This is a genomic window from Ruegeria sp. CRTD044 (assembly GCF_059613485.1).
Genome location: NZ_JBXWSP010000004.1, coordinates 371,136 through 395,933, shown reverse-complemented (window position 1 = coordinate 395,933; position 24,798 = coordinate 371,136). Strand labels below are relative to the sequence as shown.

31 protein-coding genes are annotated in these 24,798 nt (G+C 60.4%); 16 read left to right on the top strand and 15 right to left on the bottom strand.

Annotated features, from left to right (window positions below):
* The first annotated feature begins 4 nt into the window (after nt 1-4).
* Nucleotides 5-1,276 carry a polyhydroxyalkanoate depolymerase gene (gene phaZ, locus AC2FNL_RS04880; protein ID WP_093962553.1) on the top strand — a complete coding sequence of 424 codons (1,272 nt, stop codon included), beginning with the start codon at nt 5-7 and terminating at the stop codon, nt 1,274-1,276.
* Nucleotides 1,276-1,860, top strand: coding sequence for a DUF6151 family protein (locus AC2FNL_RS04875; RefSeq protein ID WP_170587431.1), 585 nt, complete (start codon nt 1,276-1,278; stop codon nt 1,858-1,860). The genes phaZ and AC2FNL_RS04875 overlap by 1 nt, the downstream gene beginning before the upstream one ends.
* Here the strand turns inward: AC2FNL_RS04875 and AC2FNL_RS04870 are convergent.
* The 5 genes from AC2FNL_RS04870 to AC2FNL_RS04850 all read right to left on the bottom strand — a co-directional run bounded on the left by AC2FNL_RS04870 (nt 1,857) and on the right by AC2FNL_RS04850 (nt 5,453).
* Nucleotides 1,857-2,567: an alpha/beta fold hydrolase gene (locus AC2FNL_RS04870; protein ID WP_496832707.1), complete on the bottom strand. Its 711-nt coding sequence runs from the start codon at nt 2,565-2,567 to the stop codon at nt 1,857-1,859. The genes AC2FNL_RS04875 and AC2FNL_RS04870 overlap by 4 nt on opposite strands.
* 84 nt (nt 2,568-2,651) lie before the next feature.
* A complete protein-coding gene (locus AC2FNL_RS04865) occupies nt 2,652-3,266 on the bottom strand; it encodes a hypothetical protein (RefSeq protein ID WP_496832706.1) in 615 nt (204 codons plus the stop codon).
* Nucleotides 3,267-3,286: 20 nt separating this feature from the next.
* On the bottom strand, nt 3,287-3,712 hold the full coding sequence (locus tag AC2FNL_RS04860) for a VOC family protein (protein WP_496832705.1): 426 nt from the start codon (nt 3,710-3,712) through the stop codon (nt 3,287-3,289).
* A complete protein-coding gene (locus AC2FNL_RS04855; protein ID WP_496832704.1) occupies nt 3,712-4,704 on the bottom strand; it encodes an alpha/beta hydrolase in 993 nt (330 codons plus the stop codon). Before AC2FNL_RS04855 ends, AC2FNL_RS04860 begins: the two co-directional genes overlap by 1 nt.
* Nucleotides 4,704-5,453, bottom strand: a complete 750-nt coding sequence (locus tag AC2FNL_RS04850) for an alpha/beta fold hydrolase (RefSeq protein WP_496832703.1) — start codon at nt 5,451-5,453, stop codon at nt 4,704-4,706. Before AC2FNL_RS04850 ends, AC2FNL_RS04855 begins: the two co-directional genes overlap by 1 nt.
* A gap of 219 nt (nt 5,454-5,672) precedes the next feature.
* On the opposite strand from AC2FNL_RS04850, the gene thrS reads away from it, so the two are divergent.
* The 5 genes from thrS (at nt 5,673) to AC2FNL_RS04825 (ending at nt 10,372) form a co-directional block, all read left to right on the top strand.
* A complete protein-coding gene (thrS, locus tag AC2FNL_RS04845) occupies nt 5,673-7,631 on the top strand; it encodes a threonine--tRNA ligase (RefSeq protein ID WP_093962560.1) in 1,959 nt (652 codons plus the stop codon).
* A 222-nt stretch (nt 7,632-7,853) separates the two neighbouring features.
* Nucleotides 7,854-8,156 carry a BufA1 family periplasmic bufferin-type metallophore gene (locus tag AC2FNL_RS04840; RefSeq protein WP_005982123.1) on the top strand — a complete coding sequence of 101 codons (303 nt, stop codon included), beginning with the start codon at nt 7,854-7,856 and terminating at the stop codon, nt 8,154-8,156.
* 73 nt (nt 8,157-8,229) lie between these two features.
* A complete protein-coding gene (gene bufB / locus AC2FNL_RS04835; RefSeq protein ID WP_496832702.1) occupies nt 8,230-9,087 on the top strand; it encodes an MNIO family bufferin maturase in 858 nt (285 codons plus the stop codon).
* Entirely contained in the window at nt 9,084-9,848 is a 765-nt protein-coding gene (locus AC2FNL_RS04830; RefSeq protein ID WP_496832701.1) for an HvfC/BufC family peptide modification chaperone, read from the top strand. The genes bufB and AC2FNL_RS04830 overlap by 4 nt, the downstream gene beginning before the upstream one ends.
* Nucleotides 9,845-10,372, top strand: coding sequence for a DoxX family membrane protein (locus AC2FNL_RS04825; protein WP_093962563.1), 528 nt, complete (start codon nt 9,845-9,847; stop codon nt 10,370-10,372). The genes AC2FNL_RS04830 and AC2FNL_RS04825 overlap by 4 nt, the downstream gene beginning before the upstream one ends.
* Before the next feature lies 1 nt (nt 10,373).
* On the opposite strand, the gene AC2FNL_RS04820 is transcribed toward AC2FNL_RS04825, so the two are convergent.
* Together AC2FNL_RS04820 and AC2FNL_RS04815 are read right to left on the bottom strand one after the other, a co-directional pair.
* Nucleotides 10,374-10,742: a hypothetical protein gene (locus AC2FNL_RS04820; protein WP_170337812.1), complete on the bottom strand. Its 369-nt coding sequence runs from the start codon at nt 10,740-10,742 to the stop codon at nt 10,374-10,376.
* A gap of 42 nt (nt 10,743-10,784) precedes the next feature.
* Nucleotides 10,785-11,102 carry an ArsC/Spx/MgsR family protein gene (locus tag AC2FNL_RS04815; RefSeq protein ID WP_496832700.1) on the bottom strand — a complete coding sequence of 106 codons (318 nt, stop codon included), beginning with the start codon at nt 11,100-11,102 and terminating at the stop codon, nt 10,785-10,787.
* Between the two features lie 213 nt (nt 11,103-11,315).
* On the opposite strand from AC2FNL_RS04815, the gene AC2FNL_RS04810 reads away from it, so the two are divergent.
* Nucleotides 11,316-11,522 (top strand): cold-shock protein, encoded by a 207-nt coding sequence (locus AC2FNL_RS04810; protein ID WP_008758035.1) that lies wholly within the window; start codon nt 11,316-11,318, stop codon nt 11,520-11,522.
* Nucleotides 11,523-11,604: 82 nt separating this feature from the next.
* Here the strand turns inward: AC2FNL_RS04810 and AC2FNL_RS04805 are convergent, their stop codons facing one another.
* Nucleotides 11,605-11,913: a hypothetical protein gene (locus tag AC2FNL_RS04805; protein ID WP_254439052.1), complete on the bottom strand. Its 309-nt coding sequence runs from the start codon at nt 11,911-11,913 to the stop codon at nt 11,605-11,607.
* A 43-nt stretch (nt 11,914-11,956) separates the two neighbouring features.
* Nucleotides 11,957-12,868 (bottom strand): FAD-dependent thymidylate synthase, encoded by a 912-nt coding sequence (thyX, locus tag AC2FNL_RS04800; protein ID WP_093962566.1) that lies wholly within the window; start codon nt 12,866-12,868, stop codon nt 11,957-11,959.
* Between the two features lie 178 nt (nt 12,869-13,046).
* On the opposite strand from thyX, the gene AC2FNL_RS04795 reads away from it, so the two are divergent.
* From AC2FNL_RS04795 to AC2FNL_RS04785, 3 genes are read left to right on the top strand one after another with little or no spacing between them, the layout of a single operon-like run.
* Nucleotides 13,047-13,475, top strand: coding sequence for a VOC family protein (locus AC2FNL_RS04795; protein WP_170337804.1), 429 nt, complete (start codon nt 13,047-13,049; stop codon nt 13,473-13,475).
* Nucleotides 13,472-14,173: a DUF1194 domain-containing protein gene (locus tag AC2FNL_RS04790; RefSeq protein WP_093962567.1), complete on the top strand. Its 702-nt coding sequence runs from the start codon at nt 13,472-13,474 to the stop codon at nt 14,171-14,173. The genes AC2FNL_RS04795 and AC2FNL_RS04790 overlap by 4 nt, the downstream gene beginning before the upstream one ends.
* Nucleotides 14,170-14,901 carry a DUF1194 domain-containing protein gene (locus AC2FNL_RS04785; protein ID WP_496832699.1) on the top strand — a complete coding sequence of 244 codons (732 nt, stop codon included), beginning with the start codon at nt 14,170-14,172 and terminating at the stop codon, nt 14,899-14,901. The genes AC2FNL_RS04790 and AC2FNL_RS04785 overlap by 4 nt, the downstream gene beginning before the upstream one ends.
* Here the strand turns inward: AC2FNL_RS04785 and AC2FNL_RS04780 are convergent.
* The 3 genes from AC2FNL_RS04780 to AC2FNL_RS04770 all read right to left on the bottom strand — a co-directional run bounded on the left by AC2FNL_RS04780 (nt 14,895) and on the right by AC2FNL_RS04770 (nt 16,108).
* Nucleotides 14,895-15,392 carry a MarR family winged helix-turn-helix transcriptional regulator gene (locus AC2FNL_RS04780; RefSeq protein WP_093962569.1) on the bottom strand — a complete coding sequence of 166 codons (498 nt, stop codon included), beginning with the start codon at nt 15,390-15,392 and terminating at the stop codon, nt 14,895-14,897. The genes AC2FNL_RS04785 and AC2FNL_RS04780 overlap by 7 nt on opposite strands.
* Nucleotides 15,393-15,470: 78 nt before the next feature.
* Complete coding sequence (locus tag AC2FNL_RS04775) at nt 15,471-15,719, bottom strand: succinate dehydrogenase assembly factor 2 (RefSeq protein WP_093962570.1); 249 nt, start codon at nt 15,717-15,719, stop codon at nt 15,471-15,473.
* Nucleotides 15,716-16,108: a helix-turn-helix domain-containing protein gene (locus tag AC2FNL_RS04770; protein ID WP_170337797.1), complete on the bottom strand. Its 393-nt coding sequence runs from the start codon at nt 16,106-16,108 to the stop codon at nt 15,716-15,718. Before AC2FNL_RS04770 ends, AC2FNL_RS04775 begins: the two co-directional genes overlap by 4 nt.
* Before the next feature lie 92 nt (nt 16,109-16,200).
* Here AC2FNL_RS04770 and AC2FNL_RS04765 point away from each other — a divergent pair, with 92 nt between their 5' ends.
* Nucleotides 16,201-17,403 (top strand): pyridoxal phosphate-dependent aminotransferase, encoded by a 1,203-nt coding sequence (locus tag AC2FNL_RS04765; RefSeq protein ID WP_496832698.1) that lies wholly within the window; start codon nt 16,201-16,203, stop codon nt 17,401-17,403.
* Between the two features lie 14 nt (nt 17,404-17,417).
* Nucleotides 17,418-17,819 carry a hypothetical protein gene (locus AC2FNL_RS04760; protein WP_496832697.1) on the top strand — a complete coding sequence of 134 codons (402 nt, stop codon included), beginning with the start codon at nt 17,418-17,420 and terminating at the stop codon, nt 17,817-17,819.
* 15 nt (nt 17,820-17,834) lie between these two features.
* Here AC2FNL_RS04760 and AC2FNL_RS04755 read toward each other — a convergent pair whose 3' ends face one another.
* Both AC2FNL_RS04755 and ppk2 read right to left on the bottom strand, forming a co-directional pair.
* A complete protein-coding gene (locus AC2FNL_RS04755) occupies nt 17,835-19,187 on the bottom strand; it encodes an MATE family efflux transporter (RefSeq protein ID WP_176432435.1) in 1,353 nt (450 codons plus the stop codon).
* A 101-nt stretch (nt 19,188-19,288) separates the two neighbouring features.
* Nucleotides 19,289-20,218, bottom strand: a complete 930-nt coding sequence (gene ppk2 / locus AC2FNL_RS04750) for a polyphosphate kinase 2 (protein ID WP_170337789.1) — start codon at nt 20,216-20,218, stop codon at nt 19,289-19,291.
* Between the two features lie 134 nt (nt 20,219-20,352).
* Here ppk2 and AC2FNL_RS04745 point away from each other — a divergent pair, with 134 nt between their 5' ends.
* Entirely contained in the window at nt 20,353-21,231 is an 879-nt protein-coding gene (locus AC2FNL_RS04745; protein ID WP_496832696.1) for an alpha/beta fold hydrolase, read from the top strand.
* Nucleotides 21,232-21,276: 45 nt separating this feature from the next.
* Here the strand turns inward: AC2FNL_RS04745 and AC2FNL_RS04740 are convergent, their stop codons facing one another.
* Entirely contained in the window at nt 21,277-21,885 is a 609-nt protein-coding gene (locus AC2FNL_RS04740) for a carboxymuconolactone decarboxylase family protein (RefSeq protein WP_496832695.1), read from the bottom strand.
* A gap of 156 nt (nt 21,886-22,041) precedes the next feature.
* Here AC2FNL_RS04740 and parE point away from each other — a divergent pair, with 156 nt between their 5' ends.
* Both parE and AC2FNL_RS04730 read left to right on the top strand, forming a co-directional pair.
* On the top strand, nt 22,042-24,000 hold the full coding sequence (gene parE / locus AC2FNL_RS04735) for a DNA topoisomerase IV subunit B (RefSeq protein WP_496832694.1): 1,959 nt from the start codon (nt 22,042-22,044) through the stop codon (nt 23,998-24,000).
* Between the two features lie 21 nt (nt 24,001-24,021).
* Complete coding sequence (locus AC2FNL_RS04730; RefSeq protein WP_496832693.1) at nt 24,022-24,759, top strand: hypothetical protein; 738 nt, start codon at nt 24,022-24,024, stop codon at nt 24,757-24,759.
* Nucleotides 24,760-24,798: the final 39 nt, after the last annotated feature.

Sequence of the window (24,798 nt, the reverse complement as noted above, 5' to 3'; positions counted from 1 at the left end):
TCCCGTGCGTTACATGATGACCTACGACCTGATGGAAACCATGCGCAACACCAACCAATGGCTTGGTGCAACCGCAAGCGCGATGGCGTCCTACCCCCAGTTTTCCATGATCCCCAACCCCGCATTCAACTGGATGGCCGCGTGGGGCGAAGTAACCGAACGCACGTTTCAACGCATGGTCGTGAAACCCGATTGGGGTATCCGAACGTTTACCTGCGAAGACGGCAAAGATCATCTGGTAGATGTCACCTCGGTGCTTGAACGCCCGTTTGGCGATCTGGTCCACTTTCGCGTGAATGGCCGCAAAGAGCAACCGCGCAAGGTGCTGTTGGTTGCGCCGATGTCCGGACACTACGCCACCCTGCTGCGCTCGACCGTGAAGAGCCTGCTGGTCAATTGCGAAGTCTACGTGACCGATTGGCATAACGCGCGCGACATCCCGGTGTCCGAAGGCAAGTTCGATGTCGAGGACTACACCCTGTACCTTGTCGATTTCATGAAGGAGCTTGGGCCGGACACGCATGTCGTCGCTGTCTGCCAGCCCGCGCCCCTGACCCTTGCGGCGACGGCGTATCTTGCCGAAACCGACCCCAAGGCGCAGCCCAGCACGCTGACGCTGATCGGTGGCCCGGTTGACCCTGATGCAACCCCGACCGAAGTCACCGATTTCGGCCGCCGCGTGACCATGGGCCAGCTTGAGGAAACAATGATTCAGCGGGTGGGCTTCAAATACAAGGGCGTGGGACGCATGGTTTATCCCGGGCTTCTTCAATTGGCTTCCTTCATGTCGATGAATGCCGAGCGCCATGGCAAGGCGTTCACCGACCAGATCCAGCGCGTCATGCGGGGTGAGGCGTCGGATCATGACGCCCACAACCGTTTCTACGATGAATATCTGGCCGTGATGGACATGACGGCAGAGTTCTACCTCTCGACGGTCGAGCGGGTGTTCAAGAACCGTGAGATCGCCCGGAATGAGTTCATCGTGGATGGACATAAGGTGGACATCGGCAAGATCACGGATGTGGCGGTCAAGACGGTCGAAGGCGCCAATGACGACATCTCGGCCCCTGGTCAGTGTATCGCGGCGCTGGACTTGTGCACCGGCCTGCCCGACAGCAAAAAGGCCAGCCATGTCGAACCCGGCGCGGGCCACTACGGTATCTTCGCCGGACGCAGTTGGCGTGACAATATCCGCCCGCTGGTCATAGACTTCATGAACGAAAACAGCCGCAAACCGCGCCGCCGTGCTGCCAACAGCAACAAAGTTGCTTGATGTCCGCAAACCCGGCCCCCGCCCTTCCGTTCGCCTGCAACTGCGGCGAGCTTAGCGGCGAGATCACGTCCAAAGGGGTGTCCAGCGGCACCCATGTCGTCTGTTTCTGCCCCGATTGCCGCGCCGGACAACTGTATTTCGGTCAACCTGACCCCGCACCCGGGCCGGTCGACATTTTTCAGATGTCGCCCGAATATATCCGCATCACGAAAGGCGCCGAGAACCTAGCCGTGATGCGGCTGGGCCCCAAAGGTCTGTTTCGATGGTATGCCAAATGCTGCAACGCGCCTGTGGCGACCACCACCAGCAGCATGAAATTCCCCTTTGCTGGTTTTGATGTCGCCAGGTTTTCCGATCCATCCCCTCTGGGGCCGGTGAAGACCCGCGCCCATGTTCCGCAGGCGAATGGGAAATGGAAGCACGAGAATGTGGCTCCTGCTGTTCTCGGCATGATCCGCAGAGTCATTTCGGCGCGCCTTTCCGGTCGTTGGAAGCAAACTCCGTTCTTCGACATCGCAACAGGCAAGCCGGTTGTGGCTCCGCATGTCATCACCCTTGAAGAACGCAAGGCGCTGTACGACTAGAAAACTCGCACGGGTATGTTCAACCAATCGGACAGCGCGTCCGTGGTTTCAACCGGCGCCTCAAGCGTTGGAAGATGCCCCGCCATGTCCACCACATGCAAGGCGGCCCCGGGGATCAGCTCGGCCATGAAACTGTGTTTTCTGACCGGCGTCAAAGTGTCGTGTGCCCCGCACAGAACCAAGGTCGGCACCTTTATCCTCCGCAGGGTGCCCTGCTGATCCGGGCGGCGCTGCAGAGCGCGCATTTGGCGCACGAACAGGTCCGGCCCCAGCTCCAGCGCCATTTCCAGCATGTGGTTCAATATCGGAATCCGCTGCGGTCCGGGGGCCAGAGTGTCCGAGCCCAGAACCTTGCGCATGACATCCTCAAGACGGCCAGCCTGCGCCGCAACGATCAGCTCTTCGCGGTCGGCTGCGATCTGGGGGGTATCGGCCTGCGCATCCGTCGCCATGAGGCAAAGGCGGGTCACGCGTTCCGGGGCGCGGCGCACCAGTTCCAGCGCGACAATGCCCCCCATGCTCAGACCAGCCAACGCAAAGCGGTGCGGCAACTGGTCCAAAAGCGCCGAGGCAATCTCCTCGATCCGATCACCGCCGCCGATCGGCGCGACCATCACCGGCCGGGTCTGAGACAGCCGGGTTGTCTGCGGCTGAAACAGCCGAGCATCGCACATCAATCCTGGCAACAAGACCAGCGGCTCGATCACGCAGGGCCTCCTTGTACTGGCCGATCGGCTCGGCCGTTTTGTTGATCAGGATGAGAGTTTCGGCGCAGACGGGCAAGAAAAACTTTAGGGATAGCGGATTGCGCGAAATTCGGGAAAGTCCGCATAGCGCCGACGGCGTTCGCTCAGGGTCTCATCCGGATCGGCACCGGCCCGGAGCAGGCTGCCACGCGGCGCAATGTAGCTGTCGATCCGGCGCAGTGGGGTGGGCCGCCACACCAGATTGAAGGCGCAAAGTTTGGGAAAGAACCAGATCTCGGAATAATCCAGATGATCGTGCATCCACCAGGCCAGATCGCGCCAGTCCCTGCCTTGAGCGTGACGGTCGGCAAACCATGGGATCACGATCGAGGCTCCGGCAATTCGCGCCTCGCCTGTGCCGCGGTCCCAGATGTGGCATTCAAGGGGATGATCGTTGCGCGCGCAGTTCAACTTGTTCTCGTTTCCAAACCGGTTCAGCGAGGGTGACCGGTATCCAGACCGGACGGCAACACGCCCGAATGTTTCCTCCAACGGGTCCAGAAGGGTTTCGCAGAATGCACGGCCGGTTTCGATGGCCAGATCCGGGTTGTCCGGCAGGTTCTGTTTTTCGTGAAAGTTCCCGATCTCGGAATAAAGGAATTCGCGCATGAAGAAATGGCGCGACAGGCGCACGCGGCCGAGGGTCTCGAGGCTCCACATGCTGCCCGGTCTGCGCATATTCAGTACCCGTTCCAACGAAAGGCCCCATCCGGCGCAAGGGCCGAGTGCGGGTTGAACGCAACTTCCCAGATCGTACCATCCGGTGCCCGAAAGTACCCATGGTGCCCGCCCCAGAACACGTCTGAGGCTGGTTTCAGGATTTCGGCCCCCGCTGCCTCGGCAGCGTGCAACAGTTCAGCGACACCCTCCTTGGATCGGCAATTGTGGCTGAGCGTCATCGCGCCGCGCCCCGGGGTTTCAACGCCAACCCCGATTTCTTCGGCCAGAGCGGTCAATGGGTACAGACCCAGCGTCTGGCCGATCAGGTCAAAAACGATCACCCCGTCCGGGCTGTCGGTGCGGCGCCAGCCCAACGCCTCGTAAAAGCGGGCTGCGGCTTCGGGATCTTCGGCCCCGATCGTGATCAGGCTGACGCGTTGCTCCATCACTCTACCCCCAAACCGTTCAGCCATTGCAGAATACCCGCCACCGTCGCATCGGTCTGCCCCGGCGACATCAGCCGTCCGGCAATGACGTGCGATTGCGGGTCGTCACCCGGCCCCATGGTTACGGTCTGAACGGTCGCAGGTGCCCCCCAGTCTTCTGCAACTTTGTGAGTCAGGTCGGGCCGAACCACCTGATCGTCATCCGAGAACCAGAACAGAGCCGGCACCAGTGCACCCGAAAAATCCAGCGCGTCGACGGTATCCACCAGAACAGACATCGGAACCACCGCCTCCCACGGATAAGAGGACGACCAGTACAGGTTCTTTTCCGGATCAGGGCCCGACACGTCGCGGGTTTCCCCCATCAGCAACGGCAGCCAGCTGCGCGCCCAAGGCAGTGACGGGATCCAGGATCCGGCCGCCTGCACCCCGAAATTGGGCGAGATGAACACCATCCCGACCACATCCTTGCTCAGCTCGGGGTCCAGCGCCGCGGCTGCCGCCAGGGTTCCCCCGGTCGAGGTCGAGATCACGATAACCTTGTCGCCCACCGCGCGGGCGGCGGCCAGTCCTTCGGCCATGTCCTGCATCCAGCCCGAGGCCGTCCCTTCGGCCATTGCCAGCCCGTCGCGCCCGTGCCCCTGCAGGCGCGTATAGAACAGATTGGCCCCCAGCGCGTCGGAGATCCTGTCGGGCACCGGGCGGATTTCCTCGGACGAGGCCGAGAACCCGTGCACATAGAGCACCGAATATGGCGTGCGACGTTCCTTGAACCCGTCCTGCCAGATCACCCGCTTTTCGACACCGGGCACGATATCGTCATAGGCGGACTCGATGCTTTCGAAATAGACCTGAACCCCCTCGCCAAACTTGCGCGGATCGAACCGCGGGTGCAGATCCACTTCTTCGCGCGGGCCGAACCAGTAGATCAGCCCGCCGACCACCACCAACGCCAGCAAGGCCCGCCCGAGAAACCGCCCCAGCCGCCGCATCAGTTTGTCCCAATCACGTCGCGAACCGCATCCTCGATCAGCCCCAGGCACGGCCCGTCCGAGAACCGGTGATCCGCGTCCTTGACCAGCAATAACCGCATGTCCGGCCCGCTGGCATGGTCGAGCAGCCGTACAGCGGTGTCGACCGAAACCGCCGTATCCGCCGTGCCTTGCAGAAACCGTACCGGGAACGGCAGGTTCAACGGCGACCGCAACACCAGCCGCGTCCGCCCATCCTCGATCATCCGCTTGGTGATGATGTAGGGCTCCATGTAGTCCGAAGGCAGTTCAACATGCCCGACCGTCTCCAGCGCCTGTTTCTGTTCGTCGCTGAACGAGGCCCAATAGCCATCCTCGGTGAAATCCGGCGCCGCCGCGATGGTGACCATGCCGGCGATCCGCTCGGGCATGGCCTTGGCCAGCAACAGCGCCTGCCACCCGCCCATGGACGAGCCCACCACGATCAGCGGTCCATCGGTCAGCGCTGAAACCGCCGCAACCGTGTCCTCGTGCCAATCCCCGATGCAGCCTTCCTCGAACCGGCCGGAGCTTTCGCCATGCCCGGAATAGTCGAACCGCAAGTAGGCCTGCCCACGCGCCCGCGCCCAGTCCTCGAGATGCACCGCCTTGGTGCCCTCCATATCCGACTTCAAGCCGCCCAGAAAAACGACCGTAGGCCCTGTCCCTTCGCTCTTATGATAGGCCAGCCGCCGCCCCTGCGGCGTTTCCAGAAATGTCGTCGCTGCCATGAAATCCTCACATGCTTTTCCAGCATCATGCACGCGCCGCGCCCAAGTGCAATTCCCGCCCCTCCGTCATCTGGAGGCAGATATCCCGCGGCACGCCAGGAGCAGAGCCCTCTGCCCGCCAACGCTTGACACGGACACCACCAACTGCCAAACGGACCCGACACCATAACCCGCAACCGGGCGTTCAGTGGGCGCCAAACCGACGAGGAGAGCCAGACCATGGCCTTGGATTCAAAATCCGTCTCTCTTACCTTCCCCGATGGCAATTCCCGATCCTACGCAGCAGGCGTTACGCCGGCCGAGGTCGCTGCCGACATCTCCACCTCGCTGGCGAAAAAGGCCATCTCGGCCACCGTCAACGGCCAGCACTGGGACCTGCAGTGGCCCATCGAACAGGATGCCGAAATCGCTCTCCATACGATGAAGGACGAGGCCCAGGCCAACGAACTGATCCGCCACGACTTTGCCCACGTGATGGCCCGCGCGGTGCAGGAAATCTGGCCCGACACCAAGGTCACCATCGGCCCGGTCATCGAAAACGGCTGGTATTACGACTTTGACCGCGCAGAGCCGTTCACGCCCGAAGATCTCGGCCTCATCGAAAAAAAGATGAAAGAGATCATCAACAAGCGCGATCCCGTTACCACCGAGATCTGGGACCGCGAGCGTGCCATCGCGTTCTACAAGGCCAACAACGAGCCCTACAAGGTCGAGCTGATCGAGGCGATCCCGGGTGACGAGCCGGTGCGCATGTATTGGCACGGCCACTGGCAGGACCTGTGCCGCGGTCCGCACCTGCAGCATACCGGCCAACTGCCCGGTGACGCCTTCAAGCTGATGTCGATCGCCGGCGCCTACTGGCGCGGCGACAGCAACCGCCCGATGCTGCAACGCATCTACGGCGTGGCCTTCACCGGCAAGGAAAAGCTGAAGGCGCACCTGCACATGCTGGAAGAGGCCGCCAAGCGCGACCACCGCAAGCTGGGCCGCGAAATGGACCTGTTCCACATGCAGGAAGAGGCCCCGGGCCAGATCTTCTGGCACCCCAACGGCTGGACCATTTACACCCAGCTTCAAGACTATATGCGGCGTGCCCAGCACCGCGGCGGCTATGTTGAGGTCAACACCCCGCAGGTGGTCGACCGCAAGCTGTGGGAACGTTCGGGCCACTGGGACAAGTACCAGGAAAACATGTTCATCGTCGAAGTTGACGAGGAACACGCCCGCGAAAAGGCCGTGAACGCGCTCAAGCCGATGAACTGTCCCTGCCACGTGGAAATCTTCAAGCAGGGCCTGAAATCCTATCGCGACCTGCCGCTGCGCATGGCCGAGTTCGGATCCTGCGCGCGCTACGAACCCTCGGGCGCGCTGCATGGCATCATGCGGGTCCGCGGTTTTGCCCAGGACGACGCGCACATCTTCTCGACCGAGGACCAGATCGGCGACGAATGCGCCCGCTTCATCGGGTTTCTGACTGATGTCTACAAAGATCTGGGTTTTGACAGTTTCAAGGTCAAATTCTCGGACCGCCCCGAACAGCGCGCCGGCTCGGACGAGGTTTGGGACAAGGCCGAAGAGGCCCTGCTGACCGCCACCCGCGCAGCTGGGGTCGAGCCGGAACTGAACCCCGGTGAAGGCGCCTTCTATGGGCCGAAACTGGAATTTGTGCTGACCGACGCGATCGGGCGTGACTGGCAATGCGGCACCTTCCAGGTGGATTTCGTCCTGCCCGAACGGCTGGACGCCACCTATATCGGCGCCGATGGGGCCAAACACCGTCCGGTGATGCTGCACCGCGCCTGCCTGGGATCGTTCGAACGGTTCATCGGCATCCTGATCGAAGAACACGCCGGCAAGCTGCCCTTCTGGCTGGCGCCGCGCCAGGTCGTCGTGGCCTCGATCACCTCCGAGGCCGATGACTATGTTCTGGAAGTGGTCGAGACGCTCAAGGCCGCCGGTGTCCGGGCCGAGGCTGACATCCGCAACGAGAAGATCAACTACAAGGTCCGCGAACATTCGGTCGGCAAGGTGCCAGTGATCCTGGCGGTGGGCCACCGCGAGGTCGAAGAGCGCACAGTCAGCGTCCGCCGCCTGGGCGAGAAGCAGACCCAGGTCCAGCCGCTCGACGCTGTAACAAAAGAGCTGGCGCACGCGGCTACGCCCCCCGATCTTCTGTAACAATCGGCACAGTCTTGCCGCCAATCCGGCCCCCAGCACGGGGCCGGATTGAAACAATTCTGGATTTCCTAATTTATTACAGTGTGTTAACTTGCAAGGGGCATTAACGCTCCCTGACACAGCCGTGAGACACGGGCTCGTGAATTCAACAGAGCAGTGTCAGCCGTTACCTTTGTCACTGTCACAAGCAGACATACGCAATCACGAAAAGGATTACCTGAGATGTCGAACACCGCCAAAACCCTCGTAATCGCAAGCGCCGTTGCCGCAGCCGTTGCGGGCTCTGCAACCACCGCCGCCGCTCAGGCCAAAGAAAAATGCTATGGCGTGTCGCTGGCAGGCCAAAACGACTGCGCCGCCGGACCGGGCACCACATGTGCCGGCACCTCGACCGTGGATTACCAAGGCAACGCCTGGACGTTGGTCGATGCGGGCACCTGCGCCGACATCGAGCTGCCCAAATCCGCGGACGGAACGCCCCGCAAAGGCTCGCTTGAGCCGCTGGAACGCGATCTGCCGGCATAAGGCACGGGAAGGAATGTCAGGGGCGGGCTAAACCAAACAGCCCGCCCTGTTTCTTGCTGAGAAGGATCACGCGATGTTGGATGACGCCCGCAGAATGCAACGGCTGCCCGCCGCGCCCGGGGTCGGCTACAAGCCGCAGCACTATACCGAGATCCTTGACCAGCCCGGCCCGGTCGGCTGGCTGGAAATTCACGCCGAAAACTACATGGGCGACGGCGGTCGCCCCCTGGCGCAGCTGCGCCACCTGTCCGAACGGTTTCCCATTTCGGTGCACGGCGTGGGCCTGTCCATCGGTGGCGAAGGCCCGCTGGACGCCGAGCACCTGGCCCGCCTGAAGCATCTTGTGGGCTGGCTGAAACCGGCCAGCTTTTCGGAGCATCTGGCATGGTCCACCCATGACAGCCAGTTCCTGAACGACCTGCTGCCCCTGCCCTATACCGACGCCACACTGACCCGCATCTGCGATCATATCGATCAGGTACAGGAGACGGTGGGCCGGCAGATGCTGCTGGAAAACCCTTCCAGCTATCTCGCTTTTGCTGAAAGCACGTGGTCCGAACCCGACTTCTTGCGCGAGATCACGCGCCGGACTGGATGTGGCCTGCTGCTGGACGTCAACAACGTCTTCGTCTCGGCCACCAATCTGAATTACAGCCCGCAGGCCTATATCGACGCCTACCCTCTGGACCAGGTTGGCGAGATCCACCTGGGGGGCCATGACGAGGATCAGGACGATCACGGCCAACCCCTGCTGATCGACAGCCACGGCCGCGCCGTCGTCGATCCGGTCTGGGCGTTGCTGGATTATGTGCTCGACCAGTCAGGCCCCAAACCCGTGCTGATCGAATGGGACAATGACGTGCCCGACTGGCCCACCTTGCGCTCCGAGGCCGAACGCGCGCAATCCGCGCTGGACCGGATCCCGGCATGAGCGTTTCGCAATCAGAGTTCCGGGCGGCCGTGCTGGACCCAGCGGCGCCTGTGCCCGAAGGCCTACTGGACGACCAGGCCCGTCCCGCCGGACGCCGCTTCAGCGTCTATCGCAACAACGTGGCCGTGTCTCTGACCGAAGCCATGCATCAGGCCTTTCCGGTCATAACCAAACTGCTGGGGCCGCAGAACATGGACGGTCTGGCCGGAATCTATCTGCGTCAGCACCCGCCTAGCTCTCCGCTGATGATGTTCTATGGCGAGAGCTTCCCCGAATTCCTCGCCGACACCGAGCAACTGGCGCATCTTGGCTATCTGCCCGACGTGGCGCGGCTGGAACTGGCCTTGCGCCGGTCCTACCACGCCGCCGACAGCCAACCGATCACGCCCGACGCGCTGGCCGCCCTGCCGCCCGAAGACCTGATGCAGGCGCGGCTGGGCTTTGCCCCAACCATGCAGCTGATCCGGTCCGACTGGCCCATCCACGCCATCTGGCGGTTCAACACCGAAGACGGCGCGCCAAAGCCCCAGCCCGGCGCGCAGGACGTGCTGATCACGCGCCCCGAATTCGACCCCGCGCCGCGTTTGCTGCCCGAGGGCGGGTTCGACTGGATCACCGCCATGCAGGCCGGCCGGACCATCGGTCAGGCCTTCGAGGCAACCACCACCCGGACGCCCGAGTTCGACCTGGGCGCCACCCTGGCACTGCTGCTGCAGGGCAGTGCAATTACTTCAGTGACTATCGAAAGGCCGGAAACATGACTGCCCTGATCTCTATGCACAATTCCGTTCTCGGAAAGCTGGACCACGCCTCGAACTGGCTGACACCGACCGTGGCGCGGCTGACTTTCATAGCGGTTCTTCTGGTCTATTACTGGAACTCGGCCATGACCAAGCTGGGCAGCGGGTTTTTCGGGTTCCTGTTCCCCTCGGATGGGGCCTATGTCCAGATCTTCCCCAAGGCCATGGAGGCCGTCGGCTACGACAGCTCGCAGCTAGGGTTCTTTACCTGGCCCGTTGCCGTCGCCGGAACTTGGGCCGAGTTCATCCTGCCTGCATTGCTTCTGGTGGGGCTGCTGACGCGCCTTGCCGCCCTGGGCATGATCGGGTTCGTCTGGGTCCAGACCTTCACCGATGTCACCGGGCACGGGGTCAAACTGGGCGGTCTGTTCGACAACACCATAACCCTGATGGATCAGCGGGTTATGTGGACCTTCCTGTTCGTGGTTATCGTGATCAACGGCGCGGGCCCGCTCTCGCTCGACCGGGTTCTACGCCTGAAATGATCTAGAAATGCGCTTTGGGTTCGTCCGGCTTGCCCGCGGCGATCCCAAGCAGCCCCGCAACGCCGGCGAACGCAATCGGGAACATGGTGAACACGCCGAAGCCAAAGGCGTAGTACATCCCCGCCGCGGAAATCAGCAACAACACACCGGCCAACAGAGCACGCGCATGCGCCATGGCACCCCCGGCAATCGCCAGCAACGGCGCCAGAAGCGATGCTGTCTTGATAAGCTGGGGGTTGTCCACTTGTTCTGCGAGCCCCTCGATCTCGCCGTAACGATCCACAAGCTCGACAAACCCGTACCCAAAAAAACCGACGATCATTCCGACCAGACCGGCAATGACACCCAATATCATGGCTGCGTTTCGCATGAAGTATTCCTGATTGTTGCGCCGGTTCAGATAGTCACCCGATCAAGCAATGCCAAGGGCTGCGCGGGTTTGCGGGGTCCAGCCCAGGAACAAGTGACCGTCACGTTCGATCAGCGGACGTTTCATCAGGGCAGGATGATCCGCCAGCAGTTCCAGCGGTGGGCGCGAGCGTTGATCGTCGTCCAATCCACGCCAGGTTGTCGAGCGGGTGTTGAGCAACGCTTCGCCGAACTGGTCAAACGCTTTGGTCAACACCTCCGAAGGAACACCCGCGCTTCGGACATCGATGAATTCGGCATCAGGAAGTGATTTCAGTGCCTTACGGCAGGTATCGCAGGTCTTCAGGCCAAAAAGGCGCATAGTGTATCTACTCCGGTCGTTGCAGCAATTTCGGGCAAAACGAATAGGTTAGCCCAGTATTCCTTGATTTTTTACTTCACCGTGCAATGTTGAAAAAGGCGAAACACACAATTTACGCCGTCTCGTTCGTTCGGAACTGCGTGGGTTTGTGGTCGCTTTGACTATGCCCTGCCGATTTGCTGGGTGACGCGCAAGGAGAAGGAGACACGGGAAATGCCAACCGGCACCGTGAAGTGGTTCAATACGACCAAAGGCTATGGTTTTATTGCCCCCGATGAAGGGGGTAAGGATGTGTTTGTGCATATCTCGGCCGTAGAACGATCCGGCCTGACCGGACTCGCCGACAATCAGAAAGTCTCGTACGAGTTGCAGGACGGACGTGACGGCCGCCAAATGGCGGCTGATTTGAAGCCATTGTAAAAGGGCCCGCCAACTGGCGGGTGCGACGAAACAAGGTCAACGGCCAATTCACAGGCCGTTGTCCACCCTCTTCCCGGATAGTCTAGCCTCGCGTCGGGTCGGTCTCGATGCGGTTTGTCCAGTTGTCGCCCATGGCCACAATGCAGGACGTCCCGGTCGCATAGGTTACGACAAGGGTCCAGTCACCGCGACGGCTGGTCCACACCTCCATGATCTGCTCGGGTCCGCGAACACCAGAGGCGGTCTGCTGCGCCCCAAATTGGTGGCGCAGTTTGTCATGCATCCGCGCCGTGGGCTCGCAGATCACCTCAGCGATTGGCGACTTTGCATACGCTGGCTGGCCCAGCAACAAAGCGACCGCTGCAGTTCTAAACATCAAGCTGAACGTCATGCCCAAAGTGTAACAGGATCATGACAATCCGAACAGGTGGCGATCAGCCTTCGCGGATCACCGCTTCGAACTCACGCCATTCGCGCGCAGTCATGCCCGAGTTTTCCTGCGTCACCTGCTCGCCCTTCAGCATCCGACGCAGCGCTTCGACCATCTGCGCCGACAGGTTGACCGCACCCAGGCGATAGTCTTCGAACGCCTTGTACGCGAACGGTACCCAGTCGGCCACGATCTTGCACATGGTTTCGGCATAGACGCGGATCTCGTATTGCGCATGCGGATCTGCCCGCAGGCGCAGGAAGTGGAACAGATTGTGCAGGTCCACCTTCCAATACCACTGCGTGTAGATGTTTGCCGGCAGGTTCATCCGCGCCAGTTCGCGCGCCAGACCCTGCTGGCCATCCTGGCCGATCATCGCTTCGTAATTGTCATAGCAGCGGGCGCTGTCGGCCTTGAGAATGTCCAGGACACGCGCAGCCTCTTCGCCCTGCAGCGCCTCGCCCCGCCCCTGATTGTTGATCGCTGATTGCGCCGCCAGCTGATCCGGCGCGGGAATGTAGAATTCCCGGTCAAGGATCGAATAGCGGGCAGAGTATTCGTTCACGTTCGCCGTGCGGTGGCGGATCCACTGACGGGCGACGAAGACCGGCAGTTTCACGTGCAGTTTCACTTCGCACATCTCGAACGGGGTCGAATGCCAGTGGCGCATCAGATAGCGGATCAACCCCTCGTCATTCTGTACGGACTTCGTACCTTTGCCGTAGGACACGCGGGCCGCCTGGCAGATCGCAGCATCATCGCCCATATAGTCGATGACCCGCACGAAACCATGGTCCAGAACAGGATGCGCAGTGTAAAGGTGTTGTTCCATCCCCGGAGCCACAACACGGCGGGTCGACTGCGTTTGTGCGCGTTGCTCTTCGATCTCGGCCAGTTGTTCGGCGGACAGCGGCATGGACATACCTCGTTTTTGAAATGAGTCGCCGACCACTATATATCGGCAAGATCAGCACTGAAACCGCCATATGTGTGCTGCGTCGCGCATTTTTCGGTTTCTCTGCGACCGCCCCCTCGACACGCCCCTGCAGCGCGCTAAGCTGCACACAATAATCAACACCGAAAGGATCGCCGAGATGGGGCTGAGATACCTCCACACCATGGTGCGCGTGAAGGATTTGGAAAAATCCATGGCCTTCTACAAGCTGCTGGGACTCCAGGAAACCCGCCGCTACGACAGCGAGGAAGGGCGGTTTTCGCTGATCTTCATGGCCCCTCCGGGTCAGGAGGACAGGCCGATCGAGCTGACATGGAACTGGGATGGCGATGAGGGTTTGCCAAGCGACAGCCGCCATTTCGGCCACCTGGCCTATGGGGTCGACAACATTTACGAGACCTGTCAGCACCTTGCCGACAATGGCGTCGTCATCAACCGCCCTCCGCGCGATGGGCGCATGGCGTTCGTGCGCTCGCCTGACAACATTTCGGTTGAACTGCTGCAGAATGGCGATGCCCTGCCCCCGGCCGAACCTTGGGCCAGCATGGAAAGCACCGGCCACTGGTGATCCGCTGGTTGACAGGATTGGGGCTGGCCGTTCTGGCCAGCTCCGCTGAGGCCCAAAACTGCCGGCTGGCCTTGGCGCTTGCCTTGGATATCTCCGTTTCGGTTGACGCCAAAGAAGACGCCCTGCAGCGGCAGGGCCTGGCTTCAGCCTTGATCGCTCCGGAAGTCCGGAAGGCGTTCTTTTCCTCGCCGCTGCCCGTGGCCCTGACGGTTTATGAGTGGAGCGGTCGCGACGCCCAGTACATCGTCCTTCCCTGGCGCCTGATCGAAACCGAGGCTGATCTGCTTGTTGCAGCGACACAAGTGAGCGAGTCCCAAAGATCTGACAGAGGCTCGGCCACCGCCATGGGATATGCTCTGGCTTTCGGGGCCTCGCTGATGGAGCAGGCTCCGCAATGCCTGTTTCAAACGATTGACCTGTCAGGTGACGGCTCGAACAATGACGGCTACGGTCCGCAGATCGCCTATCGCCACTTTCCCTTCGACCGCATAACCGTGAATGGGTTGGTCATAAATGCGGCGGATTTCGAAGGGGAGCTGTTCCTCATCCCGTTTTTTGAGAACAACGTCTTGCATGGGCCAAACGCCTTTCTGGAAATCGCTCAAGGGTTCGAAGATTTTGAACGCGCCATGCGACGCAAGCTGGAACGGGAATTGACCAGCCTTCAGGTTGGCGCTTTGGGGCGCAAGGCAGAATGATCACGCGTGCGCTGGCTCTGTGTTGTTTGGCCTTGGGCAGCCCGGCCGCCGCTCAATGCCGGCAAGCCTTGGCGCTTGGTTTGGATGTTTCAGGCTCAGTCGACAGCAACGAATACCGGCTTCAATTGGACGGCTTGGCCGCTGCCTTGCAACGGCCGGAGGTGGAGCGGTTGATCCTGTCAAATCCGGAAGCCACCGTTCGCATCTCTGTTTTCGAATGGAGCGAGGCAGGTTTCCAGCGGCTGTTGGTCGGCTGGACCGATATTCGGTCCCCGACCGATTTGTCCGGGATTGCGCAACGCCTGCAATCCACTCGTCGGTCATCGGCACCTCAGGGCACAGCGGTGGGGTCTGCCATGCAGTACGGGGCTGATTTGTTGGATGCCCAAGCCGCCTGCTGGAAGCGGACGCTGGACCTCTCAGGAGATGGCAAGCACAATGTCGGCCTCCATCCCAGGGAGGCCAAAGCCCAACTGCAGGCAGCCGGCATCACGATCAATGGGCTTGTGATCGGAGCCGATGATCCCAGCACCGGGGACAAGCGGTACGTGCAAATCGGAGAGTTGTCAGCCTATTACAATGCCTGGGTCATTCTGGGCCCCGGAGCCTTCGTCGAAACCGCTTTGGGATTTGAAGCCTACGAAGACGCGATGACACGCAAGCTGATCAGAGAGCTGGATTCGCTGGCCCTATCCCAAGTTTTGTCATTGAACGGCGGAAGTCAGTAGATGTACCGGATCTGATCCGTCCAATACCGTTCGACACGGCGCAAAGCGCTGGTAATCTCTTCGATCCCTTCGGTGCCCAGGACACCTTTGGCCTGCAACCCTTCGGCGTGGCGCGAGAAGAGATCGGCCACGATGTCACGGATTTCCCGTCCCCGAGGCGTCAGACGCACCCGCACCGAACGTCGGTCAATCTCGCATCTCTGGTGATGCATGAACCCCATTTCGACCAATTTCTTGAGGTTGTAACTGACATTGCTGCCTTGATAGTAACCGCGGCTTTTGAGCTCGCCGGCAGTCACCTCGTGGTCGCCGATATTGAATAGCAGCAGCGCCTGCACCGCGTTGATTTCCAGAACGCCGACCCGCTCGAACTCGTCCTTGATGACGTCCAGAAGCAACCGATGCAGACGTTCAACCAATGCCAGCGCCTCGAGATAGCTGGACATGAACCCCTTGGTTCCGGGTGCGGAGACCTGCAATTCCAAACTCATCCGATCCTCCGATTCAATCGCGCCGTTCTGGAAACTTTGACGCGAAATTCCGAAGAATCGGTTAAGTCTGTTTTGCCTTTATTTTTGAAATACTTGCGAGATATCGAAGATCATGCTCGCGTAGTGTTCGGGGGCGGCGACCTGCCCGGTTACCCATTGGTAGAGGTCCTGATCGTTTTCGTGCAGCAAGGCTTCGTATAAATCCAGTTCGGCTGCAGACATCCGGTCAAGCCGCTGGTCGGCATAGGCAGACAGAATGATGTCCATTTCCTTGATGCCGCGCCGCATCGACCGCATCTTCAGCCGTTTGATCCGGATGTCGTTCATTCGCCTTTCTCCAGCTTCAGCCGCAGCGTCTTCTCGACCCGCGCAAGGCGCTCGGAACTGGCGCGCATCTCGCCTCGGATGGCGCGCAACTCCGCAACCAGCGGTGCCAGCTCCATATCCGCGGCTTCCGCAACATCCGGAGCATCCATGCCCTCGCCTTCACCGGTCAGCAGCCACATGATCGACACGTTCAACATGCCCGCCATCATCGACAACTTGTTGGCGCGCGGTTCGGACAGGTCATTCTCCCAGGCCACCACAGTGGACTTCTTGACACCCAGCCGACGGGCCAGTTGGGTCTGGGTCATACCAGCGGCTTCGCGTGCGCCTGCAACGCGGTCTCCGAATGTCGCGGCCTCGGGTCCGAACCAGTCGGTTTCGTCACTCATCAAACTCTCCAGTTCTTAAAAAGCATATCGCTTGATCGTGTTTCAGCGGCACCCTATGACAGTCCTGAGCAACATACAAACCGGGGCCCGCCATGAGCTTTCTGTCTGCGACACTGTCGCGCGTCAAACCTTCGCCGACCATTGCCATGACGGCCAAGGCCGCCGAGTTGAAGGCCGCCGGACGAGACGTCATCGGCCTCAGCGCAGGTGAGCCCGATTTCGACACGCCGCAGAACATCAAGGACGCAGCCGTTGCCGCAATCGCCGCCGGCAAAACAAAATACACCGCGCCGGACGGCATTCCCGAGCTGAAACAGGCCGCTTGCGCCAAGATGAAACGTGACCACGGGCTTGACTACACGCCAGCACAGATCTCGGTCGGAACAGGTGGCAAGCAGACGCTGTACAATGCGCTGATGGCGTCGATGAACCCGGGCGACGAAGTGATCATTCCCGCCCCCTACTGGGTCAGCTACCCGGACATGGTGCTGCTTGCGGGCGGTTCGCCTGTCGTCGTTGAGACCACACTGGAAAACAGCTTCAAGCTGACCCCAGACCAGTTGGAAGCCGCAATCACGCCAAACACCAAATGGTTCATCTTCAACTCGCCGTCAAACCCGACCGGCGCCGGGTACAGCCGCGCCGAACTCAAGGCTCTGACCGATGTTCTGATGCGGTATCCTCATGTCTGGATCATGTCGGACGACATGTATGAACACCTCGCCTATGACGGGTTTGAGTTCTGCACGCCAGCCGAAGTCGAACCCGGGCTGTATGATCGCACGCTCACGTGCAACGGTGTCTCCAAGGCCTATGCCATGACCGGCTGGCGTATCGGCTATGCCGCAGGCCCTGTTGAACTGATCGCGGCTATGCGCAAGATCCAATCACAATCCACGTCGAACCCGTGTTCGATCAGCCAGTGGGCCGCAGTCGAGGCCTTGAACGGCACCCAAGACTTCCTTGCCCCGAACAATGAGACCTTCAAGCGCCGGCGCGATCTTGTGGTCGGGATGCTGAACCAGATTGACGGCATCACCTGCCCCACTCCCGAGGGCGCATTCTACGTCTACCCCTCGATCGCTGGGCTGATCGGCAAGACCACGCCCGCCGGTACGGTCATCGACAGCGACGAGGCCTTCGCCACGGCCTTGCTGGAAGAGGCCGATGTGGCCGTGGTATTCGGCGCGGCCTTCGGCCTGTCCCCGAATTTCCGCGTCAGCTATGCGACTTCGGACGAAGCCTTGACCGAGGCCTGCACCCGCATCCAGCGGTTCTGTGCGTCCCTGAGCTAACACCGAGGTTCGACATGTCCGCAGCACTGCCCGAATATTACTTTCGCGTCCGCGAGAACGGCGCGGTCGTGTTCAAGATCGACACGGAGAACCGGCAGCGCCGGATCGAAATGGACCAGATCGCGGTGATCAACATCCGCAACGGCGAGGTCAAGCCGCATGGTCAGGGTACCCTGACCGAAGCCGACAGAACCGAAATCGCCCGTTGGATGGACGAACGCAAAGCCCTGCTTGCGCGGCGCGACGTAGACGACATCCACCGCACGATCGATCACCTGAACCTGACCACGCAATGGGCCCAGTCCAAGGCGACCGATACACAGCTGGAAGACATCACGGACCGGTTGCTGCTGGCGATGCACGACTTGCGTACGGTGCTGGTGCGCAAGAAGGCCGATCGGCTGGAAAAGGGCTGAACGTGCCGGTTGTCGCTATTCGGCTGGCGCACCAACCACGCGGATGGATCGCAGCCAGAACCGTCCCATCAGCATGACTGCTGCGCAGGCCAGACCCAGAACAAGGCCAAGCCACACTCCAATCCCCGCCATGTCTTGCACGAAACCAAAGTAGTAGGATGCGGGGATCCCCACGACCCAATAGCTGAGGCCTGCCATAACCATGGGCACCTTGGCGTCTTGCAACCCGCGCAGAAGACCCAGAGCGATTACCTGCGCGCCGTCCACCAGCTGGAACAGGGCCGCCATGGCCAGCAGACCGGTCCCGATTGCCAGAATCTGAGGACGCTGCGGGTCGTCCGGTTCGACAAATACCGAGATGAGCGGCTCGGCGCAGGTCAGGAACAGGATGATTGTCAGCACGGACACCACAAGGGACATGCCCGTGACCGCAATTGCGCCTTTCTCGAGATGCGGTCGATCCTTGCGGCCCAACGCGTTGCCGGCCCGGATCGTTGCTGCATTCGACAGGCCCAGATGCACCATGAACGTCGCGGACGCCAGGTTCAGCGCAATCCCGTGCGCCGCCAGCGGCACCTGTCCGATCCATCCCATCATGAAGGCGGACATGGCGAACAGAGACACTTCGGCCAGCAAGGTCAGACCGATGGGCACACCCAGCTTCAGGACGCTCAGCAACATCTCCCAATCCGGGCGCCAGAACCGCTGGAACAGGTTATGCTCCGGCAGGACTTTCACCGCGTAAATGATCACCGCCACCAGCGAAACGGTCTGCGTGACGACCGACGCAATCGCGGCCCCCATCACGCCCAGTTCCGGCGCGCCCCAGTTGCCGAAGATCAGCGCATAGTTCGTAAGTCCGTTGACCACTGCCGCCGCGACGGTGATCCACAGCACGATCTGCGTGCGCTCCAGCGCGGCCAGATAGGATTTTAGAACCATCACCACCAGCGCCGGAAACAGGCCCCAGCCCGCAACCTGCAGATACTCGGAGGCGGTTTGCGCCACTTGCGGATCCTGATCCGTGGCGATCAGAATCGGGTAGGACCACCACAGCAGCGGCATGACCAGCATGCCATACAGCAGCGACAGCCACAGGCCCATTCGGGTGCTGCGGCGAATGCTGGTTTCATCCTCCTCGGCGGCCGCGGTCGCGACCATCGGCATGACGGCTAGGCCAAATCCGCCTCCGAAAAGAAACAGAACAAAGTAAAAGCTGCTGGCCAGCGTCACCGCGGCCAGAGCCTCGACGCCATACCAGCCCAGCATGATCGTATCCGTCAGGCCAATGGCGAATTGCGCCAGATGACCACCGATCAACGGCAGCCCCAGCACTGCAATGGCCCGGAAATGGGCGGGATATGTCATGACCTTTCTCATCCCGCCAGCCATATGCGCGGCCCCGAGCCGGGGCAAGGGGAGATCTCTGAAATTTCATCTCGAGACCTCGATGACGCCCGTCGGGCCAATCAGGTGACGCGCGCCTCGGGATGTATCGCTGTGCCCAGGATGTGATCTGACCGGTGAACCACATGATGCGCCTGCCCCACGATCAACGGATCGGGCTGGCCCACGATGTCATGATCCTTGTCCGGATAATCCAGCGTCGACAGGAAATGCCGCATGCAGTTCAGGCGGGCGCGCTTCTTGTCGTTCGACTTGACGATGGTCCAGGGCGCGTCGGCGGTGTCGGTATAGAAGAACATCGCCTCTTTCGCCTCGGTATAGTCGTCCCATTTGTCCAGACTGGCTTTGTCGATGGGCGACAGTTTCCACTGCTTCAACGGGTCGGTCTCGCGGCTCTTGAAGCGGCGCAGCTGCTCATCCCGCGTCACCGAGAACCAGTACTTGTACAGCTGGATGCCCGACCGAACCATCATGCGCTCCAACTCGGGCGTCTGGCGCATGAACTCGAGGTACTCGTTGGGGGTGCAGAACCCCATCACCCGCTCGACTCCGGCCCGGTTGTACCAGGACCGGTCATAAAACACCATTTCGCCGACGGTGGGCAATTCCTGGATATAGCGCTGGTAATACCACTGGCCCTTTTCCTCCCAGGTCGGCTTGTTCAGCGCAACCACCCGGGCCTGACGCGGGTTCAGATGCTCCATGAACCTCTTGATGGTGCCGCCCTTGCCGGCAGCGTCGCGACCCTCGAACAGCAGCACGAACTTCTGCCCGGTCTCCTGCGCCCACAACTGCACCTTCAACAATTCGGCCTGCAACTGGGCCTTCTGCTTTTCATAGGCCGCCCGCGACAGTTTCGAGCGATACGGATACTCCCCGCTTTCAAAGGCCTGCCGGATCTTTTCGCGAGTGGGCGCTTCGGTGTCCGCGTTCGGTTTGGCCATGACGGCCACGGGGGCTGCGTTCGTCTTTTTTCGGGTCACTGCGTCCATATGCTCTCTCCTGTGTCACTGTCCGCCGAAACGCCTAGCAAATTTGCATCTTTTCCGCGTTGATCCGTATCAAGTTGACTTCGGCGACGGCTCCGAAAACTCTGCAAGAGAGAACTCAGTCAGGGACATCCCGCATGGACAGCGATTTTTTCGACCTCAACGGCCACCGGTTCTTCGTCCGCCGTTGGGGTGATCCCAACCTGCCTACGCTTTTGATGTTGCACGGTTTCCCGGAGTATGGCGGCGCGTGGTCCGACCTGGCCCCGCACCTGTCGGACCGCTTTCACTGCATCGCGCCGGACCAGCGTGGCTATGGCCAGAGCTGGGCGCCCGAGGGTATTTCGAACTATGCGCTGTCCAAGCTGGTGTCGGACATGGCTGCGCTGATCAAGCAGTTTGGCGGCCCTGTCACCGTGCTGGGACATGATTGGGGCGCCTCGGTAGCTTACGGTCTTGCCATGTTCCACCCCAAGTTGGTCAGCCGCCTGATCGTCGCCAACGGTGTTCACCCTGTCCCGTTCCAACGCGAATTGGCGGCAGGTGGCAAACAATCTGAGGCCTCGCAATACATCAACCGCCTGCGCGCGCCCGATGCAGCCGAATTTCTTTCGGCCGACAACTTCGCCAAGCTGGAACAATTCTTCCGGCACAGCATGGGGTTGGACTGGATGAGCGATGCGCGCATGGACGACTATCGCACCGAATGGGCCCGCCCGGAACGGCTCGACGCCATGCTGAACTGGTATAGGGCCTCACCCCTGGTGGTGGCTGAGCCAGGTGCGCCCTGCACGGACCTGCCGGAACTGCCCGTTGACAGGCTGAGGGTCCGCTGCCCGCATTTGCTTCTGTGGGGGCCGCAGGACCAAGCCTTGCTTCCCGAATGCACCGTTGGGCTGGAGGGATTCGCTCCCAACCTGACCCGCAAGCAGATCGACGGAACAGACCATTGGCTGCATCACCAGAGGCCTCAGGCGGTGGCCGACGCTATTCTCGATTGGGTTAAGGACAACTAAGCCAACTCTTCGCCCGACACTGAAGGACGCAGGAGGCAGCGCCCTTCACCGATGGCCCCAGTCATCCGGATTGTCCGAATTGTTCGGAGACAACCCCAGAATGTCACCCTTGGTCGAACAGCCAAGCCCCAGAACGGTGCGGTTGGCGTAGGAGAAATAGGCGCAGACCTGATTGATCTCCAGGATCTCACCATCATCCCAGCCAACAGATCGCAACGCGTCGATATCCGCCGCCGCCAGGCCGGCCGGGTTATCGGTCAGTTTTCGGGCGTACTCCATCGCCGCCACCTGTGCGGGGTCCAACGGCGCCGTCTCGGGTGTTTCCGCCTCGATCGCCGCGCGGATGGCCAAACCGCGCTGCTCGTCACCCAAGAGTCGCTGCAACCCGCTGAAATGATGCTCGACACAATAGCCGCAGCGATTCAGCGAACTGACCCAGACCCCGAGCACTTCCAGAAACCACTTGGGAACCGAGTTTCCCGAATGGTGCAGCACGTTCTTGTAGAGCGCCATGTGACCTTCCATCGAATGTGGACGCAGGGAATGCACCATCATGATGTTGTCCACATTGTTCCCGGGCCCCGTGACCCGGTCATACAGCGTCTTCAAGCGACCGCGTGCCTCGTCGAATGGTATCGTCTTGATCCAGCTCATCACCTGCTCCTCCGCGATTTCCGCAACTCAGCGGGAAAACCACCCGTTTTGCAACCCGCCACCGACCGCAAGTTTGATACAACACCTCGCGTGCCTCTTCCCCCGACCTACATCACCTGCCATAATGGGCCAAACCCAAAAACAAGAGCAGCACCCATGCCCGACGACCTGTTGACGCCCGAATCCGCCACCACCTACGACGCCTCCTCGATCGAGGTCCTCGAAGGTCTGGAGCCCGTGCGCAAACGCCCCGGCATGTATATCGGCGGCACCGATGAACGGGCACTACACCACATGGTCGCCGAGATCCTCGACAACTCGATGGACGAGGCCGTTGCAGGCCACGCCAATCGTATCGAGGTAGAGCTGCACGAAGATTATTCTCTGACCGTGCGCGACAACGGCCGCGGTATTCCAATCGACCCGCACCCGAAGTTCCCCGACAAATCCGCGCTCGAGGTGATCCTGTGCACCCTGCATGCGGGCGGCAAGTTCTCGGGGAAGGCCTACCAGACCTCGGGCGGTCTGCACGGTGTGGGCGCCTCGGTGGTCAACGCGCTGTCGGATTCGATGGTCGTACAGGTGGCCCGCAACAAGGAGCTGTACGAACAGCGCTTTTCGCGCGGCATCCCGCTGGGTCCGGTCGAAAAGGTGGGCTCGGCTCCCAACCGGCGCGGCACCATCGTCACCTTCCACGCCGACCCCGAGATCTTCGGCCACCACCGGTTCAAACCCGCCCGCCTGTTCAAGTCGATCCGCTCCAAGGCCTACCTGTTCTCGGGCGTGGAAATCCGCTGGAAAACCGCCATCGACGACGGCGAAACTCCCACAGAGGCCACCTTCCACTTCCCGGGTGGCCTGTCGGATTATCTCAAAGAGACGATGAACGGCTCCTCGACCTATGCCGACCAACCCTTTGCCGGCACCGTCGATTTCAATGAAAAATTCGGCACCGCCGGCAAGGTGGAATGGGCGATCAACTGGACGCCGTCGCGCGATGGCTTCATCCAGTCCTACTGCAACACCGTTCCCACGCCCGAAGGCGGTACTCATGTTGCGGGCTTCTGGGCCGCGATCCTCAAGGGCATCAAGGCCTACGGTGAACTGATCAACAACAAGAAGGCCGCCCAGATCACCCGCGATGACCTGATCACCGGCGGCTGCGCGCTGGTTTCGTGCTTCATCCGTGAACCCGAATTCGTCGGCCAGACCAAAGACCGTCTTGCCACGGTCGAGGCGCAGCGGCTGGTCGAAAACTCGGTCCGCGACCATTTCGACAACTGGCTGGCCGCCGACACCAAATCCGCCGGCGCCATTCTGGACTTCCTCATCCTGCGGGCCGAGGAACGCCTGCGCCGACGGGCCGAGAAGGAAACACAACGCAAGTCCGCCACTAAGAAACTCCGTCTTCCCGGCAAGTTGGTGGACTGTAGTAGTTCAACACGCGACGGCACCGAATTATTCATCGTCGAGGGCGACTCGGCTGGCGGCTCGGCCAAGATGGCCCGCGACCGCAAAACACAGGCCCTGCTTCCCCTGCGCGGCAAGATCCTGAACGTACTGGGCGCGGCCAGCTCGAAACTGGGCACCAACGCCGAGATCAATGACCTGACGCAGGCCCTTGGCGTCGGGCTGGGCAGCAAGTTCAACCTCGACGATCTGCGCTATGACAAGATCATAATCATGACCGACGCCGACGTGGACGGCGCGCATATCGCCTCGCTGCTGATGACCTTCTTTTTCACCCAGATGCGCCCGATGATCGACGCGGGCCACCTGTACCTGGCCTGCCCACCGCTCTACCGCCTGACCCAAGGCGCCAAGCGCGTCTATTGCCTGGACGAGGCCGAACGCGACGAGTGGCTGGAAAAAGGTCTGGGCGGCAAAGGCAAAATCGACGTCAGCCGCTTCAAGGGTCTGGGCGAGATGGACGCCAAGGACCTGAAAGAGACCACGATGGACCCCAAATCGCGGAAATTGATCCGCGTCACCATCGACGAGGACGAACCCGGCGAGACCGGCGACCTGGTCGAGCGCCTGATGGGCAAGAAACCCGAACTGCGGTTCCAATATATTCAAGAGAACGCGCGGTTTGTGGAGGAGTTGGATGTTTAAAACTGGGCTTTGTTTGAAACTATGGAAGCTACGGAATTAACAAAAAGAATATCGCTTCCAACTATTCAAGTGGCCGTCGCAGCACTTGCGCTCGAGGTTTTTTCGCTTTTTTCTATTGGGAAATCGCCAGCGTACCTAACGGTGGCTGATCTTCTGAACCAAGCGTCTTTGAGCATTGGATACTTTGCGATAATCTTCTCGCTAACCGCGTTCTTATTCATGCTGCTGCTGTTGCTGGTATCAGTATTGGCAAATTTACTTGCGTGGCATGTACTATCATGGCCTTTGCGTAAGATACGACTTCTGCGTGTTGCGATGCAGTTTAGTCGGCGGGCTACTTATGTAAGTTCCGAGGCAGTAAGACGATACGCTGAAGAGACAAACAATGATGATCTTCTGAATAAGCTCAACAAAAAGGAACGGGTTGTGAGCCGACCGACCACGATGCTTCCATTGCTAATCGTTGTGCTTCTGTCGATCATGCTTTACATTTCATCGCCTGAAAAACCGAACTTTTTCATGAAGGTTTGCTCCCTTAATGAACCAACCGGCACGTGCGGGGCATACTATTTGTTACTAGTCCTAGCTTACTTTCAAGCATTTATCTTTATGGCACTTCATGGGTTTCTGTTTCGCCAGACTTTTTGGTTTCCTCGGAAAGAGCTGCCAGTTACGACTATCAAAGTTAAAAAGTTGAATGAAAATCCCACTGTGCAAAAATTGAATACTGCAATGAAAACTTGGATGCGCGGAAAATAGGAAGCTCAAAAACTAGGGCAGGATGAGAGTTGCCGAAAG